General features: G+C 42.7%; 15 protein-coding genes. 9 read left to right on the forward strand and 6 right to left on the reverse strand.

The window, feature by feature from the left end; genetic code table 11:
* Positions 1–23 precede the first annotated feature (23 nt).
* Complete coding sequence (gene nfuA / locus JMX82_RS11645) at positions 24–707, reverse strand: Fe-S biogenesis protein NfuA (RefSeq protein WP_045455268.1); 684 nt, start codon at positions 705–707, stop codon at positions 24–26.
* 859 nt (positions 708–1,566) lie between these two features.
* Here nfuA and JMX82_RS11650 point away from each other — a divergent pair.
* The 4 genes from JMX82_RS11650 to JMX82_RS11665 all read left to right on the forward strand — a co-directional run bounded on the left by JMX82_RS11650 (position 1,567) and on the right by JMX82_RS11665 (position 6,131).
* Positions 1,567–2,526 (forward strand): alpha/beta fold hydrolase, encoded by a 960-nt coding sequence (locus tag JMX82_RS11650; protein WP_201540656.1) that lies wholly within the window; start codon positions 1,567–1,569, stop codon positions 2,524–2,526.
* 177 nt (positions 2,527–2,703) lie between these two features.
* The gene (locus JMX82_RS11655) at positions 2,704–3,753 is read left to right on the forward strand and encodes a bifunctional nicotinamide-nucleotide adenylyltransferase/Nudix hydroxylase (RefSeq protein WP_201540657.1); all 1,050 of its coding nucleotides are present in this window, start codon (positions 2,704–2,706) and stop codon (positions 3,751–3,753) included.
* Between the two features lie 133 nt (positions 3,754–3,886).
* On the forward strand, positions 3,887–5,284 hold the full coding sequence (locus JMX82_RS11660) for a nicotinate phosphoribosyltransferase (RefSeq protein WP_201540658.1): 1,398 nt from the start codon (positions 3,887–3,889) through the stop codon (positions 5,282–5,284).
* Positions 5,285–5,288: 4 nt separating this feature from the next.
* On the forward strand, positions 5,289–6,131 hold the full coding sequence (locus JMX82_RS11665) for an SGNH/GDSL hydrolase family protein (RefSeq protein WP_201540659.1): 843 nt from the start codon (positions 5,289–5,291) through the stop codon (positions 6,129–6,131).
* A 140-nt stretch (positions 6,132–6,271) separates the two neighbouring features.
* On the opposite strand, the gene JMX82_RS11670 is transcribed toward JMX82_RS11665, so the two are convergent.
* On the reverse strand, positions 6,272–6,553 hold the full coding sequence (locus JMX82_RS11670; RefSeq protein WP_011281173.1) for a type B 50S ribosomal protein L31: 282 nt from the start codon (positions 6,551–6,553) through the stop codon (positions 6,272–6,274).
* A gap of 473 nt (positions 6,554–7,026) precedes the next feature.
* Here JMX82_RS11670 and JMX82_RS11675 point away from each other — a divergent pair, with 473 nt between their 5' ends.
* Both JMX82_RS11675 and JMX82_RS11680 read left to right on the forward strand, forming a co-directional pair.
* Positions 7,027–7,650 (forward strand): YceI family protein, encoded by a 624-nt coding sequence (locus tag JMX82_RS11675; protein ID WP_193008921.1) that lies wholly within the window; start codon positions 7,027–7,029, stop codon positions 7,648–7,650.
* Between the two features lie 218 nt (positions 7,651–7,868).
* Complete coding sequence (locus JMX82_RS11680) at positions 7,869–8,957, forward strand: peptidoglycan bridge formation glycyltransferase FemA/FemB family protein (RefSeq protein WP_201540660.1); 1,089 nt, start codon at positions 7,869–7,871, stop codon at positions 8,955–8,957.
* 109 nt (positions 8,958–9,066) lie between these two features.
* Here JMX82_RS11680 and JMX82_RS11685 read toward each other — a convergent pair whose 3' ends face one another.
* A complete protein-coding gene (locus JMX82_RS11685) occupies positions 9,067–9,501 on the reverse strand; it encodes a hypothetical protein (RefSeq protein WP_045447953.1) in 435 nt (144 codons plus the stop codon).
* Positions 9,502–10,027: 526 nt separating this feature from the next.
* Between JMX82_RS11685 and JMX82_RS11690 the strand changes: the two genes are divergently transcribed.
* Positions 10,028–11,644, forward strand: a complete 1,617-nt coding sequence (locus tag JMX82_RS11690) for an FAD-dependent oxidoreductase (RefSeq protein WP_201540661.1) — start codon at positions 10,028–10,030, stop codon at positions 11,642–11,644.
* Between the two features lie 135 nt (positions 11,645–11,779).
* Here JMX82_RS11690 and JMX82_RS11695 read toward each other — a convergent pair whose 3' ends face one another.
* Positions 11,780–12,457: a TIGR00730 family Rossman fold protein gene (locus JMX82_RS11695; protein WP_045455284.1), complete on the reverse strand. Its 678-nt coding sequence runs from the start codon at positions 12,455–12,457 to the stop codon at positions 11,780–11,782.
* A 286-nt stretch (positions 12,458–12,743) separates the two neighbouring features.
* Between JMX82_RS11695 and JMX82_RS11700 the strand changes: the two genes are divergently transcribed.
* Entirely contained in the window at positions 12,744–13,631 is an 888-nt protein-coding gene (locus JMX82_RS11700; protein WP_201540662.1) for an alpha/beta fold hydrolase, read from the forward strand.
* A 10-nt stretch (positions 13,632–13,641) separates the two neighbouring features.
* On the opposite strand, the gene JMX82_RS11705 is transcribed toward JMX82_RS11700, so the two are convergent.
* On the reverse strand, positions 13,642–14,352 hold the full coding sequence (locus JMX82_RS11705) for a putative quorum-sensing-regulated virulence factor (RefSeq protein WP_201540663.1): 711 nt from the start codon (positions 14,350–14,352) through the stop codon (positions 13,642–13,644).
* A 208-nt stretch (positions 14,353–14,560) separates the two neighbouring features.
* On the opposite strand from JMX82_RS11705, the gene JMX82_RS11710 reads away from it, so the two are divergent.
* On the forward strand, positions 14,561–15,163 hold the full coding sequence (locus JMX82_RS11710; protein WP_201540664.1) for a M23 family metallopeptidase: 603 nt from the start codon (positions 14,561–14,563) through the stop codon (positions 15,161–15,163).
* On the opposite strand, the gene phoR is transcribed toward JMX82_RS11710, so the two are convergent.
* Positions 15,160–16,263: a phosphate regulon sensor histidine kinase PhoR gene (gene phoR / locus JMX82_RS11715; RefSeq protein WP_055125877.1), complete on the reverse strand. Its 1,104-nt coding sequence runs from the start codon at positions 16,261–16,263 to the stop codon at positions 15,160–15,162. The genes JMX82_RS11710 and phoR overlap by 4 nt on opposite strands.
* Position 16,264: the final 1 nt, after the last annotated feature.

Genomic DNA, 16,264 nt, shown 5'->3' on the forward strand with positions numbered 1-16,264 from the left:
CGCTTTTGCTTTTACTGAGATTTCTATTTATAGTAAGCGTTTTCGGTACGGGTATGATCGGTTTCATCAATCACTTGGGTCAGCTCTGGAATTTGTTGTTTCAGCTGCACTTCAACGCCTTGACGTAAGGTCATGTCAACGGCTGAACAGCCTTGGCAACCACCACCAAACTTCAATACCGCAGTCAGACCAACGCCTTCTTCATCAATCAGTTCAAGCAACTGTACGTCGCCACCATGCGCCGCTAAGCCGGGATTAATCTCTGACTGCAATACGTAGTTGATACGCTCTTCGACACTGGCATCCGCACCCACTTTAGGCACTTTAGAATTTGGTGCACGGAAGGTCAGCTGACCACCAAAACGGTCTTTATTATAATCAATCACCGCATCTTCTAAATAAGGAACTGACGCCGCTTCGATAAAGGCAGAAAAACTGTCATACGTAAAACGCAGGTCAGCGCTATCCTCTTCGCCCGGTTGGTTATAAGCCATACAGCACTCTGCACGCGGCGTACCTGGATGCTCAACGAAAATACGCACGCCGATACCATCGGTATCCTGCTTGGATAACAAATCTGCTAAGTAGCTTTGGGCTGACTCAGTAATAGTAATATTGCTTTTTGCTACAGTTTGCTCAGTATCTAGCGCTGATTCATAGTCTGCTGACTGGTCTAGTTGGCTCTCAGCTTGGTTGTGCTCACTCATAATATGTCCTATGCGTTATGACACAAACGCTATATCTGTCATGGCTACTGTGTCGTGAATTTAAAATTAGGTAGCGGGTATAAGTTATGCGGGTTATCAATCATTACGGTCTGTTGTCTTAAAATACGGACTGCCGTTGTTATAACATTTTGCTCAATTTATAGCAGCTATTATAACGTACTCAGACGACAATTCCGACTGCGCTACTGTGAATTAAACCAAAATGCTCACAAATGACTGCTATCGGTTTTATCAATGCTTTATTAACAATGACGAAATAGTTACGATAAATAGCGCTTATCTAATGATTGATATATCCCCTACTATATAAAGACAGCTACCGTGATTATCAAGCACCTAGAACACTAACTAACCACCTACTTTCTTCCGAATGCTACGGCATGTCTAACACTGTGTGAAACCATACAACCAAAGCACTTATCATGTTTGCTATTTTCTAGCGCTAGTTTTAGATCTATTTACAAGGTAAAGTGTATTGTCATAAATATCTTTTTATAGGTTTACTTATTGATTATTATATTAGGCATTCTTGTTGCCCTTATTATAGTCGTCGCGCTTTTAGTACCGGAGGGTGTTGACTATACCAAAGCTGTAAAAGAAATTATGTCTCGCTATATCAAAATTCATGTAGCGTTGGTATTTTTTCGTAATCCATTACTCCAGTTGATATTCTTTTATATTGACTATAGAGATCGCTTAGATATCGAAGAAAAGAGGATGTTCAAACGTTATTTTATAACGCAATTTTTTAGCATCTTTATATTTATTACTATAATTTTCATTGTTAAACATTACATTTGAGCTAGCAGAAATTTCATATTTTAGTTGAATCAATCTTATGATGACACAAACACTGAATCTAGTAACGACCAAAGACGACGAACAAGTAGCCGTTTGGAAGATTGTGGATAATACAAAAGACGAAACAAAGAGCGATACCCCTACCACCAATACCTTTGCCATAAAATCGCAAAACATATTTTTGACGCACGGCACGTTTTCGGACAAACAAACCTGTTTGAAAATCGCTGAGTATCTAGCCCGCCTCGGTCATCATTGCTACATCATGGAATGGCGCGGTCATGGCGCAAGCTCAATACCCAAAGAAAAATTCAATTTCGAAACGGTTGCAACCTATGACTATGAAGCGACTTTTCGCTACCTTTTTGAGGAATTAAAACTCGATAATCTACATTGCGTCACCCATAGCGGCGGCGGGGTTGGCTTAACGATGTTTTTGATCCAGTATCCCTGCTATATCGATAAGATTAATAGCGCCAGCATGTTTGCCTGCCAAGCTTATGGCGCTGCAATAAATCCGATAAATCATACTAAAATTCTTGTAGCAAAATTATTCACGCGGCTGGTTGGCTATATCCCTGCTAAAAAAATCAAGCTAGGGCCTTTTAATGAAAGCTATCATATGATGAACCAGTGGTACGACTGGAATCTACAAAAAAACTTTAACAGCAGTTTTCTTAAGCAACGTACATTTAATACAGCCAGCATGGATACATTCGCCGCTGATGATGCACCTTTAGACTACCGGCAACAGATGCCAAAAATCACGATACCTATCTATGCTATCAGCGCAAAAGGCGACAATTTCATCTCCCCTACTCGTGGTTGTCAGCTGTTTTTTGAACCCTTTAAAAACCCTGCCAATATTTTTCGAGAATACTCGCTCAGCCATGGGGATTTGGACGATTATACGCACAGCCGCATTATGATCAGTCGCAATGCGGCGACAGAGATTTGGCCAACAGTTACCGCGTGGATTGAGCAGCACGCCCGTTAAAATAGCGGTGCGGTTGTAGCCTAACTACAGCATGGTACGAACTATAATCAGAAACCGCACACCTCTAAACATCTTTATACTTGTCAGCGAGTGATAGGCTGTGTCAGTATTGGCGTCATTACTTTTTACTCAATAAATTTTAACCAATGAAATATCCGTAGTAGGAAAGTGGCGTATATGAGCGAATCATCAGAGCAAAGTTCAGCTAAAGATAATAAACACTATCGTTATTTGGTTTTTATCGGGCGTTTCCAGCCCTTCCATCGTGGACATAAAGCGGTCATTGACGAAGCATTGAAGCGTGCTGATAATGTCATTATGTTGATCGGCTCTGCTAACTTACCGCGTAGTTTACGCAATCCATTCAGCGTCGCTGAGCGTGCTGCCATGATTAAAGGCGCATATTCAGCAGAAGCAGCAGCACGTATTCACTGCGTTGCTCTAGATGATGCACTCTACAACGACACACGCTGGCTACAGTACGTGCAAGCAGGCGTGAAGTCTATCACTGGTGATTTGCAAACTGATATCGGCTTGATTGGTCATTCCAAAGACAGCTCCTCATATTATTTATCACTATTCCCCAACTGGGCGTCCGTCTCAGTACCGAGCTATCACAATCTATCCGCCACCCCAATTCGTGATAGCTATCTAATGGGCGCGACCCCGACTCCTGAACGCACGCCTGAGTCGACGCGCAAGGTTTTGAATGACTTCAAAAAAACAGACGAATATCAAAGTCTGCACGAAGAAGCCGACTTTATTGATAAATATAAAAGACAGTGGGAATCAGCGCCTTATCCACCAACCTTTATGACAGCAGATGCCCTGATTGTCCAGTCAGGACATATTCTATTGGTTGAGCGCCGCAGCATGCCAGGGCGCGGACTTTGGGCATTACCAGGCGGATTTTTAAATCCAAAAGAGACCTTATTCGATGCCTGTATCCGTGAGCTACGTGAGGAGACTCGCTTAAAAGTCCCTGAGCCAGTATTGCGCGGCTCTTGTCATAGTCAGCATACCTTTGACGACCCATATCGCTCAGCACGTGGTCGGACGATTACCCAAGCCTTTTATTTTCAACTTAAAAATGACCCAAAAGGCTTGCCAAAAGTAAAAGGTGGCGACGATGCAGCCACGGCTTTTTGGCTACCACTCGCTGAGCTTGACGCTACTATGATGTTTGAAGACCATTATGCAATTATCACTAAAATGGTTGGTTTATAGAATTTTATCAGATGACTATCCGATTTTTCATTAACAATTTTCCACGCCCAAGCTGATAGACAGCAAGGGCTAACCGCCGTAACTGTTCTTTCATTAACGCAGCTACGGCATCTCAAAGCAGAGGAGTTCTGTGATGTATACCAGCAATTTAAACAATTTAATTCTAAATAGCGACAGCTACAAAACCTCACATTGGGTGCAATACCCAAAAGGTAGTGAGTATCTGTCCAGCTACATTGAGGCGCGTAAAGGTGACTACGATGTGGTGTTCTTTGGCTTGCAAGCCTTTATTAAAGAATATCTAAGCACGCCAATCACTCATCAAGACATTGATGAAGCCGAAATGGTCATTCAAGCACACGGTTTGACTTTTAACCGTGCTGGCTGGGAACGTTTGGTTGATAAACATGGCGGTTATTTACCACTGCGCATCGAAGCCATACCTGAGGGTAGCATCGTACCCGTGTCCAACGTCGTCTGCCAAGTTATCAATACCGATCCTGAGTTTTATTGGTTGCCAAGCTATATCGAGACTGCCTTGCTTCGTGCCATCTGGTATCCATCAACCGTCGCTAGTGTCTCGCATTATTGCAAAGGCATCATTCGTCAAGCGTTAGAAAAATCAGCAGACAATACCGAATCACTCACTTTTCGTTTGCACGATTTCGGCTCGCGCGGGGCATCTAGTCAAGAGTCTGTCGCGCTCGGCAGCTTAGCGCATTTGGTGAACTTTTCTGGTACCGATTCGATGACAGCGTTGGTGGCTGCCAGCCGCTGGTACCACATGGATAAGGACATGCCAGCCTTTTCTATTCCTGCCGCTGAGCATAGCACTATGACCGCATGGGGTCGTGATGGCGAAACCGCTGCTTTTGCCAATATGATTGAGCAGTTTGGCGGCGCTGGTAAAAGCTTCTCAGTGGTCTCTGACAGCTATGACTTATGGAACGCCATTGATAATATCTGGGGCGGCAGCTTAAAAGATGATGTAAAAAATATGGGCGGGACTTTGGTTATCCGACCCGATAGTGGTGAGCCTGCCAAAGTGGTTCGCGAAGCCTTAGAGCGCTTGGCAGTAAAATTTGGAACAACAATTAATAGTAAAGGCTATAAAGTGCTGCCTGATTATGTACGTGTCATCCAAGGGGATGGCATAAGCCCACAAAGCTTAACTAAGATCATTGAGGTGATCATGAAAGCAGGCTTTAGCGCAGAGAATGTGACATTTGGTATGGGCGGTGGTCTATTACAACAAGTCAACCGCGACACCATGAGCTGGGCGATGAAAGCCAGTGCTATCTCTATCGATGGCACATGGACAGACATCTATAAAGACCCTATTACCAGCCGCTCAAAACGCTCAAAGAAGGGACGTTTGGCGCTGGTCAAAAACAGCAATGGACAGCTAAAAACCATCAAGGCTGAAGACCTATCTGCAGACGCAGATAACCTACTGCGTGATATTTATGTCGATGGTAAATTATTAATTGAAGACAATCTCACCACTATTCGGGAGCGTGCAGGATGGTAGTAATATGATAAATAGCAATAAAATCGCCTCGGTGGCAAGAGATGTACTGCTTGCTCCTATTTATTTTTATCAAGGGCGCAAAATTAAGCGTGATACGGTACGTCTACCTGAGCCAAATGGTGAAAGGCACGGGCAAGTTCAATTAAATGACGCGATTGAGTCGCCAAAAGAAGCGCACAAGCGGACATTAAACCTAATGGTCGTTGGCGATTCGGCGGCGGCTGGCGTCGGTAGTGAGACGCAGCAAGAGGCGCTTGTCGGTAACTTAATTCCTGTTTTGACGCAGCAGTCTGCTATCCAAAATCAGTTTGATATACTGAACTGGTCATTGCAAGCGACGACGGGGCATACCAGCTTTGATATCTTGCGTAGGCTTTATGTTCTACCCGCGCCTAGCCAGCCTGTTGATGTGATGGTACTGAGTGTCGGCGTCAACGACACCACATCTAAAGTCTCTGTGGATAAATGGCAACAGCAAATTGAAAGTATTATCGCTATCGCTCAGCGTAAATTTGGCGTGCGAGAGTTGATTTTTTTAAGCCTGCCGCCGATGGCACAAATGCCTGCGATACCTGCTCCGCTAAGTAATTTTGTGGGTGCTAAAGCCTCTATCCTTGATAACACGTTGCAGCAAGTTTGCGCCGCTCATGATAGTGTCACTTATATGGCCACTGACTTTCCAAGAATGATAGCAGAGCATTCAAACGGGTCACCCATCGATATCAAAGTGATGTTTGCCAGTGACGGTTTTCATCCTAGCAGCCTCATGTATGGCTATTGGGCGCAGCAATTGTCAGAGTTGATTATACAGTTACTGAACCCTTCCGATGCTGAGTTGACTGATTAAAAACCATTGAGCCATTAATTCTAAAAATCTAAATAAAAAAAACCGCTGAATAGTCAGCGGTTTTTTTATGTTCTTAATACTATAGCTGTGCATGTTTGAAAAAACACATGCTCAAAATAATATCACGCAATACGTGTGAATTATTCTGCAGCGTCAGTATCAGCAGCTTTCTTACGGCCACCAAATGCACCAAAGCGTTTGTTGAAGCTAGCAACACGGCCTTCAGTAGAAGTTTTGCGTTGTTCGCCAGTATAGAATGGATGCGACGCACTTGAGATATCAAGTGGGTAGTATGGATATTCTGACCCTTCGTATTCACGAGTGGTTTTGGTTTTAACGGTTGAACGAGTTAAGAAAAACACGTCAGCGTTAGTGTCATGGAATAAAACTTCTTGGTAATTAGGATGGATATCTTTACGCATAATAAACTCTCTATGTCCGATGTATGTATAGCGCTCTTGAACACCATCTTAGACGATGTGTCAAACAAGTCATGACATACGTAACTGAGGCACTAAGGGACATTGATAAGTATGGCAGCTGCGTCACTGGCTTATTCCAGCACCCAACACCATTCCTCTGCTCACTTAGCCTTTCCCCAGCGGGAAAATCAAACCGCGATTTTAACGGTTTTTACCGCTAGACGCAAGCAGCAGTTGTGAGTGATATATGTGATAAGTTGTGACCAAAATCTCTATTTTGTTGAGAGGCATACGCTATATTAGTATAATATTAAATAAATTAAAATAACCAATAGACATTTTAAGTTTAGATTTATTTAATAATTTATTTTTGATATTCATCACTTGTCAATGATGATGATGATGGATACCGTCTTATTTCGTCTCATTAATCAAGCACCCACTATTTATAAACACTCAATAAGGACAATATAATGATAAATACTGTTATGAAGAATAGCGCAAAAGCCCTGCTTATCAGCTCAGCACTGGCACTCACTACTGTTGCAGGTGCGGCATTACCTAATCAATGGCAATTAGACGACTCGCATACCCGTGTGGGATTTTCTGTCAATCACTTAGGATTTTCGACCACCATGGGTCATTTTAACGACGTCAAAGGGGTCGTAAATTACGATGTTAAAGCACCCAGTAAAACCAATATGAGCTTCACCATTGCAACCGATAGCATTGACACCAATTGGGATGCACGTGATGAGCATTTAAAAAAGGCTGAATTTTTTAACGTCGCCAAATATCCAACCATGACCTTTAAATCAACCAGCGTAAAATTTATAAATCCGCAACAAGCCAAGGTCACAGGTGACTTTACTATGCTGGGTCAAACCAAACCATTAACTTTGGATGTGACTTTGAATAAAATCGCCAACAGCCCTCTTACCAAAGAGCCAGTTATTGGCTTCCGTGCAACGGGTAATATTGATCGCGCAGCCTATGGTATGACAGCTTTCGCAGATGGCATTACCACCAATGTCCCGATCCAAATCGATGGTGAGTTGATAGAGAAAAAAGCGCAAACCAACAAAAAATCTAAATAAGTCTAATTTTAGCCAAGCACAAATCTCTACATACTCTAAAAAAAGCAGCCATCATAATGGCTGCTTTTTTGACAATAATGAATCAACTCACTCGACATTTATATATATTCAATAAATCGCATAAATACTTTCTATTTGCTTGTTAACCTCAGTTTTTATTGTTATATTCATATATACGGATTTACGAATATAAAACATAACGCTGAGGGAGCAGAAAGATGGATACAGTACAGGTAGACTTTGCCGAGATAAATAAAGACTGGGATAAAAACATCGCTGATTATCACTTTGATATTTATCACTTATCTGGTTGGATTGCTGCGTCAGCTATTGTCGATAAAGGCACTCCTCAAGGAGTGATTGCCACTTATAACAATAAAAAAATCTTTTTACCTCTTATTATAAGAGAACTCGACTCAGAGCATTGGGATGCGACTTCTACTTATGGTTACGGCGGTCCTGTCATGGATAAGTCTCTCACTGATGCCGAATTAGACATAATATTGGCAGAAGTAAGGGGCTTTCTCTTAGCAAAAGGCTGTGTGTCTTTATTCATGCGACTGCATCCAATCATCAATAAAGAGTGGCTACCAACGGTCGGCAAAGCACTCACTCATGGATTGACATTGATGTCTGACTTGAATAAATCTGAAGAGGAGCACTGGAGCGAGACTCAAAATCGTCATCGTAGAGGCATTAAAAAAGCCTTAAAAATGGATGTCGTGACAAAAATTGAGCGTTTAACCAGAGAGAATGCAGTGATGTTTTCCAATATTTACAAAGAAACGATGGCGCAGGTGAAGGCAGATCAGTACTACTTCTTTGATGATGATTACTTTTTTAATTTGCTCGAAAATCTGCAAGACAGAATACTACTGATAACTGCCTATCAGGATAATAAAGCCATTGGTTCCTCTATCTACACAATCTGCAAAGAATCGGGCATTATGCAATTTCATCTCGGAGGCACGCTCAACGCCTATACCCCTCTACAACCTTCCAAACTCATTACCCATGTGGCTCGTGATTGGGGCCGAACCAATCATTATAAATTACTGCATCTTGGCGGCGGCGTAGGCTCTAATCTAGATTCTTTATACGAGTATAAAAAAGGGTTTAGCTCACAAGAGTTATTATTCAAAACTTATAGACTCGTCGTTAATCCAGCAAAATACGAAGCATTAGTCGCTGATAGCTGGTTCACCGAAAATGATTTACGCTCCGACTTTTTCCCTTTATATAGAAAAGAGCCTACTAAAGAAACTATCTTGGAGACTGAACAAGCTGAAGCTTTGGCAGATATTTGATAGCGTTATTTTACAATTCTAATCATTCAAGCCAATAAAAAAGCAGCCATTACGATGGCTGCTTTTTTGATGCTAATTGTCTTTCATTTCGGTAGACAATGGGCTTACTTTACTTGGTTTTGACGATATGCCAAACGCCCAGTTTATTGTCACCATCTTTATCGCCCACCTTTGTATCATTGGCGTAGAAATATAACGGCTTACCATTTACCGCCCATTGATACTTGCCATCTTCGCGTTGAAATGCTGCAAACTGCCCTGACGCTTTGGCATTACTCGGTGCCATAAATGCTGGCCAAGCAATTAGACAGGCACTCCCACACTCTGATTTATTCATCCCATCTTTGTCAAAGGTATATAAGGTCATGTGATTGCTTGCATCGACTAACATGCCGTTTTTACTCGCGACTGGCGCGGTATTTTTATTGGTGGCTTGTACATCATGCATGCCAGAATCATCATTGCCGAATACATTGTTTAACGTAGTACAACCAGTAAGCGTTAAAACACCGGTGAGAGCCGATAATATAAGCATACGTTTCATAATAACTTCCTTGTCATTTTGATTGTGATTGTGATTGTCATCATAAATTTCTATTTGGGTTTTTCTCATCGTCAGACGATTTAAACGGCAAAAAAACCTATCGCTGACTTCAAGCAGTTTTAATATAGCATATGCAACCGCGCAGTCGTTTCTATCCATATATAAATTTACAAAAGCTTATGTATTTTCAAATTGGGTAAACTGGCATAGCCATTGCTATCAAGCGCCATAGCCATTCATTGACAAAACTCACCTATCTACTTACGTATTTGCCATCATATTGGTTGTCATTTTTCGTAGAATACCCTATACACATTAAGAATTACTACACAATGACAAATATGACCCTTGCGGCTTCATATGCATATTGAACTTGACGTCCTTTGCACGCATATCAATAGTTATAAACAGCTTGGAACAATATCCATTAGGACAAATTTTTTAAAATAAGATTTTAGAATAGAACATTTAACAAATACACCGAGCATGACCTGCTGTAACTGCTATTAAGGATATAACAACGACAATGACTCACTCTTTCATTAAAAACCCAGTGAAAAACCAAGCGCACTCTGCCAAACGTGTCGGTATTCTTGGTGGTGGTACGGCAGGAGCAACCATTGCTATTCGCCTTGCGGCATTGGGGCTTGAAACTTATGTATTTGAAAAAAACAAATCGCTGATTGATGGTCCACCGATGTGTCACTTGCATGCTGGCGGCAATCTATACCGCGAGATTCCTGATGAAGATTGTGTGGCTCTCCTCAAACAATGTATCGATATATTGCGCCTTTATCCTTATACCATCGATGTTCGCCCAACAGTATTTGCCGTGCCAACTCGCGATGAAGGCTTGCCAGAAGACTTGCTACCACGTCTTGATATCTTAACTGATGCGTATCGTAAGCTTATCGCCGAAGATGCTAATAACAAAGTGTTGGGCGAACCTGAGAACTATTATCAGCTTTATAGTCATGAGCAACTCATTGCGCTGTCAGAACGTGAACAAGTCACTGTGCCGCGCTCGGTTGATGAATGGATGATACCAGTCGCTAAGTATTTGGACTTAAATAAAGTCAAGTTTCCGCTGATTGTCGTGCAAGAGTACGGCTGGAATATTTTTCGCTTGGCGGCCTCTGCGCAATTGGCATTAGCAGATTATGAGCATGCACACGTCTTTACCGATACACAGGTTAAGCAAGTCATGCCTGTTGATTGTGAAAATTGCTCAAACGCTGACCATCATGTCACTAAATGGCGTATTGATTATCAACAAGCTGCCAGCTCTGAAACTAAGCTTACAACCGAATCTGAGACCAAAAATACAACCGAATCTATCGAAGTGGATTACTTAATCAACGCTTGCGGTTTTCGTACTGGCGTCATCGATGATATGGTCGGGGTCAAAGTCACGCGTATGGTCGAGTTTAAATCGTCTTATATTACCCACTGGGATGATACTGGCGGACAGATACCGGAGATTATCGTTTATGGCAGTCGCGGCACACCAGAAGGCATGGCTCAACTCACGCCTTATCCCGGTGGTTATTTTCAAATACATGGCATGAGCAAATTTATCACGCTATTCGATGATGGCTTGGTCGCCTCTAGCAAAGACAGCGCCCAACCTAAGCTGCCGCCGCAGTATGTGCACTATATCGAAGATGGCTGGGATAAAGCACCGTTACAAGCGCGTAGTCAGCAAGCGATTGATTATGTGGCGGAGTTTGTACCGACCTTCCATAGCGCACGTACGGTCGGTAACGCGCTATATGGTGGGCAGCAAATTCCCGGTGAGGACGATACGCTGCGAGTGGCTGATGTAAGCTTGTACTCTAATATTCGCTATGCTCGAGCTGAAAACGTCAAAGCATCCTCGACTTTGATTGCTGCCGATCAAATCGTTGATGAATTGACTGAACTTGGCTTAATCGATCATGACACGCCAGCCAACCGCAATCGTTATGCTCATAATTGGGCGTATTTGACAAAACACGATAGCAGGGCGATTGATGAAGTCGCGCGTACACTGGCTGAGCAACGAGGCTTTCCATTAGCAATGGCTGATGTGAATCACGGTATTGGCGAGACAACTTTAAAGGGTTTCAACACCGCTAATGATGCAGGTGCTACTGAGATCTAAAAAGCGTTCTATTAAAAATTGAAAAAAAAGGAGAGAACGGCTAACAATCAGCCATTCTCTCCTTTTTTATAGATGAAACATTTATATATAAAAGCATTTACAGATGAAAACATTTATAAATAAGAATACGTACTCTTAATTACCAGCCATTTTTTCAGTATCGACTGCATCGTCTATTTTTACGACTGTTTTTAATAGCTCAATAGCTTCATTAATCGTGTTACATACCACCAAACGCTCCAGATCTTCTTGTTTCATAAACCCTTGGTCAGCCGTATATTTTAAGTGCTCGATCATACGATCATAGAAACCATTGATATTCAAAATAATCATCGGTTTTTCATGTTGATAGAGCTGACGCCACGTGGCGATTTCCATAATTTCCTCTAAAGTACCAAGCCCGCCCGGCAAGGTAATAAAAGCATCTGCATACTCCGCCATCACGGTTTTGCGAGTGTGCATGGTATCTGTCAAATGCAGGCGAGTCAGCTGCTCATGAGCAATCTCATGTTTGAGCATAAAGGTTGGAATCACACCGACCGCTTGCGCGCCGCCTTGAATCACTTCATCTGCAACGGCACCCATCAGCCCGATGCTCGCGCCGCCGTAGACCAAACCCATGCCATTGTCAGCAAGCGCACTACCCAACTCGCGGGCTGCCTGCTCGTAGACTTCATTATTGCCCAAACGCGAACCACAATAAACCGCTACCAACGGCATCGTTAACGTTGATTTATCCACTGCTTTTTCAATATTGGTAATGTCTTGACTGGTAATGACTTCATAAGTGTCATTGTTAATTTTCATTTGCATATAGCTTCCTTAATTTTTATATCGATTGTTTTTGTTAAATACTCGTTAAAACCCTGATGGATAGTATCACCCCAGATAAATAGCATAGAACTTGAAAGTCATAATTGAACGCCTTGCTTGCCAGCATTTATCTTAACATAAGCGATGCTATCAGGTGGCTATCAGCTAATTTAAGCGGTTTATCACTACGTAATGACTACATTTTAAGAGCAAATTATTGATAAATAATTGCAAATAAATAACCACTCCACACCGCATACAACCCTAACAATATGAAGGTTAAAGCATGGAAAATAAACAGTGTCAGACGGATATTTACTCACTGAGCATCATGACTGAGCGCAATCAAGCATTGGCAGCGACTGTCTATCGTCCTAAAAATGAGGTAAAAAAAGCGATTATGATCGCGCCAGCAACGGGTATCAAACGCCAGTTTTATCACAATTTTGCCACTCACTTAGCAGAAAATGGCTTTGGTGTACTAACCTTTGACAATGAAGGCGTCGGTGAATCGCTGTCGTCTGCATTGGCTAAATGCGATGCATCGCTGATTAGCTGGGGTCACCATGATATGCCAGCCGTCCTTGATGCATTGCAAGACGAATTTGCCGACGCCACTTATCATTTAATTGGTCATAGTGCAGGCGGTCAGCTGATTGGTTTGATGCCAAATTATAGTGCGCTCGCTTCAGTGTTCAATGTCGCCTGCTCATCAGGTCGTATTAAAAATATGACCATGCCCTATAAACTCAAAGCGATGGGTTTTATGGATGCCTTTATTCCACTCGCTAACTTGACGTTAGGGTACACGCCGTCAGATAAAATTGGTATGGGCGAACCGCTACCACGGGGCGTGTCTCGGCAGTGGCGCGAATGGTGTAATGGCGCAGGCTATATCAAAACAGCCTTTGGCAAAAGTATACAAACGCACTTTTACAATGACATTACTATGCCATCATTATGGCTGGGGTTTAGTGATGATGATATTGCCAATAGCAAAAATATGGATGATATGATTCGTGTTTTTACTAAAATGCCAGTCGAAAAGCAGTTTTTAGATCCCAAAGACTTTGGTCTAAACAGCATCGGTCATATGCGCTATTTTAGTAGCAGAACCAACGCTAAAGCACCGCAGCTGTGGCAAATGGCGATTGATTGGCTAAAGAATCAATAGACTTCAGAGCCTATTTAACTACGGATTCGTCTATTGATTCTTTCATGTTTGCTGCCTGTTCTACTTTGACACGCTTGGTTAAGGCAGAATAAAGCGACGGCTGCATATTATGTATATTACCTAGCATCCATTTTACGTAGCTGATGGGCACGTCTTTAATCAGCGTGCCTTTATGTTTGCCAAAGGGCATTTTGCTCACTGGATTGGCTTTATTGGCGATAGCATGGACAACAGCAAAATCCGTCGGTGCAATGGCTAAGCGCTCACAACACGCCTGATAAAGCAGATAACACATACGCGCATCACCCAGCGCATCATGAGCGGCAATCGTCATCCTGCTTGCTTCCTCTTTACCTAATAATTGCTCGATACATTTGGACTGACCATAAACACTCCACTCTGGAAAAGCCACACGCGCCAGCCGAACCGTACATATCAACTTAGTAGACGGACTGCCAATAACCCGCCAATCAAAGCGCACATTATGACCAATCAAATACTGTGGCAACTCAAACGCCTCTAAATCAAAGCGCTCAAGACCAGCGACATCCTCATCGGTGATACCATGAATTCTAATGACAACTGGCGATATCGAGCGACCACTATTAAAATACTTCATCCACTCAAAACCCGTCACTACATTAATAGTCGCCACTTGAATCGGACGCGGATCACGACCTTGATCGGTTTCGGTATCGATAATCAGCGCAGTGTCAGTCATAAAGATTCAGCCATAGATAACAATAATAGATAACAACAATAGATAGCAACATTGGTATTTTATGTAACGTTTTAAAAATACGTAAACTTTAAAAGAAACGTTATATTTATGGGGATAAAAACTAGAGATAACAATGGCATACAAAGAATAGACGACTTCACTTATATAATAATAAGGAAAACTAATTTAAAAAACTAAAGAGAGATCGATGCTAGCAGATAGCAGTAACCCGCAATCAAAGCCAAAGAAAAGGCTAACTTTTTTAAGCCGTGTACTCAGTGTGCTCATTAAAGCGGCTATATTGTTGATGCTATTATTTGTATTTGATAGGCTCTTACCCAGTATCAGCCAACAAACTCAGTCATTTGTGATAGCAAAATGGCAACAGCTCAGTTTATTACAGCAAGAACTACCGACGGAAAATAGCTTACTCAGTCCACTCCCAGAACAACATCTAACAGATACGTGGGGCGCTGCACGCAGTCAAGGTCGCAGTCATGAAGGTATCGATATCTTTGCCGCACGAGGCACACCAATACGAGCCACGACACAAGGCATCGTCAGCAAAGTTGGTGGAAATACGTTAGGCGGTCGTGTGGTGGTGGTGGTTGGACCAGGCGGCGCAGGGCATTATTATGCGCATTTAGAAGATTATGCAGATATTAGTCCAAACGACTGGGTTAATGCCGGCGATATCATCGGCTACGTCGGCGACAGTGGCAATGCAAAAGGTACGCCGCCACATGTGCATTACGGTATTTATATCAATGGTAGTGCAGTGAACCCTTACCCACTTTTACAAAAAGATTAGGGTATCGCGGCTGATCTAATGTGGGCAGCTGGAAAAACCATACTGAACGTCGAGCCCACCCCTTCTACTGATTCAATTTGCAAATTAGCCTCATGCTGATATAAAACGTGTTTAACGATTGCCAAACCCAGCCCTGTGCCGCCAGTCGCCCGACTACGACCTTTATCAATACGATAAAAACGCTCCGTCAACCGTGCGATATGCTCAGGTGCAATACCAATACCGTTGTCTTCGACGGCAAATCGGCAACCTTCTGACGTCTTTGTCCAGCTAATGGCGATATTACCGCCCTTGGGCGTGTATTTGATGGCATTAATCACCAGATTAGAAAGCGCACTATTTAGATACATCTCTGAGCCATACAGTCCGTCATAAGTGTCTATCTGCAAGTGAATGGTATGCCCATACTCTTGATTGTACGCTTGCGCATCATCATAAACATGGGTCAGTAGCTTGGTCATATCAATATAACTGAGCTCATGGGTTTCTTCGATTTCGATGCGAGATAACAGCAATAAGTCATTCACAATTCTATTCATACGCGCAGTCTGTTGGCTCATCAGCTCAAACCCGCGTTTCCAATGCGGCGGCATATCTGGCTGATCCGAAAAATTTTCTAGATAACCCATCATGACGGTCAACGGTGTGCGTAACTCATGCGAGACATTCGCCACAAAATCGCGGCGCATCTCCTCTAAATGATGCAAGCGCGTCACATCATAAATAATGAGCAGCTTCTCATCGCCAAAAGGCGTGAGCTCACACTTTAAATAACGCTTGGGCGCGCGCCACGAGACAATGTGTACACCATCCTGAGCACCATCGTTAGGGTTAGTCGTCGCCTGATAATACTGACGAAATTCAGGCGCACTGATAAAGTCAAAGATGCACTTACCTTTATCTGACAACTGTAACAACATTAAATCTTCGGCAGCCTGATTCCACCATTCAAGCCCATCATCGTCATTGAGCAAAACCACCGCATCACGCAATGCGCGTAGTGCGCTTCTAATTTTTTTGAGTTGATCCGTTGTATTCTGCTGAGTTGCTAGCAGTGACTTATTTTGTTGGTCGCCTTGAGCCGATATTAGGGTGTTCATC

It is taken from the genome of Psychrobacter sp. 1044 (assembly GCF_904846525.1).
Lineage (GTDB): Bacteria > Pseudomonadota > Gammaproteobacteria > Pseudomonadales > Moraxellaceae > Psychrobacter.

What these genes read in the sequence shown, in the direction of transcription:
- JMX82_RS11670 (WP_011281173.1), bottom strand. Translation starts at nt 6,553, where the DNA reads ATGCGTAAAGATATCCATCCTAATTACCAAGAAGTTTTATTCCATGAC.
- JMX82_RS11705 (WP_201540663.1), bottom strand. Translation starts at nt 14,352, where the DNA reads ATGACTGACACTGCGCTGATTATCGATACCGAAACCGATCAAGGTCGT.
- JMX82_RS11695 (WP_045455284.1), bottom strand. Translation starts at nt 12,457, where the DNA reads ATGCAAATGAAAATTAACAATGACACTTATGAAGTCATTACCAGTCAA.
- JMX82_RS11685 (WP_045447953.1), bottom strand. Translation starts at nt 9,501, where the DNA reads ATGAAACGTATGCTTATATTATCGGCTCTCACCGGTGTTTTAACGCTT.
- JMX82_RS11680 (WP_201540660.1), top strand. Translation starts at nt 7,869, where the DNA reads ATGGATACAGTACAGGTAGACTTTGCCGAGATAAATAAAGACTGGGAT.
- JMX82_RS11690 (WP_201540661.1), top strand. Translation starts at nt 10,028, where the DNA reads ATGACTCACTCTTTCATTAAAAACCCAGTGAAAAACCAAGCGCACTCT.
- JMX82_RS11650 (WP_201540656.1), top strand. Translation starts at nt 1,567, where the DNA reads ATGATGACACAAACACTGAATCTAGTAACGACCAAAGACGACGAACAA.
- JMX82_RS11710 (WP_201540664.1), top strand. Translation starts at nt 14,561, where the DNA reads ATGCTAGCAGATAGCAGTAACCCGCAATCAAAGCCAAAGAAAAGGCTA.
- JMX82_RS11700 (WP_201540662.1), top strand. Translation starts at nt 12,744, where the DNA reads ATGGAAAATAAACAGTGTCAGACGGATATTTACTCACTGAGCATCATG.
- JMX82_RS11675 (WP_193008921.1), top strand. Translation starts at nt 7,027, where the DNA reads ATGATAAATACTGTTATGAAGAATAGCGCAAAAGCCCTGCTTATCAGC.
- JMX82_RS11660 (WP_201540658.1), top strand. Translation starts at nt 3,887, where the DNA reads ATGTATACCAGCAATTTAAACAATTTAATTCTAAATAGCGACAGCTAC.
- JMX82_RS11655 (WP_201540657.1), top strand. Translation starts at nt 2,704, where the DNA reads ATGAGCGAATCATCAGAGCAAAGTTCAGCTAAAGATAATAAACACTAT.
- phoR (WP_055125877.1), bottom strand. Translation starts at nt 16,263, where the DNA reads ATGAACACCCTAATATCGGCTCAAGGCGACCAACAAAATAAGTCACTG.
- nfuA (WP_045455268.1), bottom strand. Translation starts at nt 707, where the DNA reads ATGAGTGAGCACAACCAAGCTGAGAGCCAACTAGACCAGTCAGCAGAC.
- JMX82_RS11665 (WP_201540659.1), top strand. Translation starts at nt 5,289, where the DNA reads ATGATAAATAGCAATAAAATCGCCTCGGTGGCAAGAGATGTACTGCTT.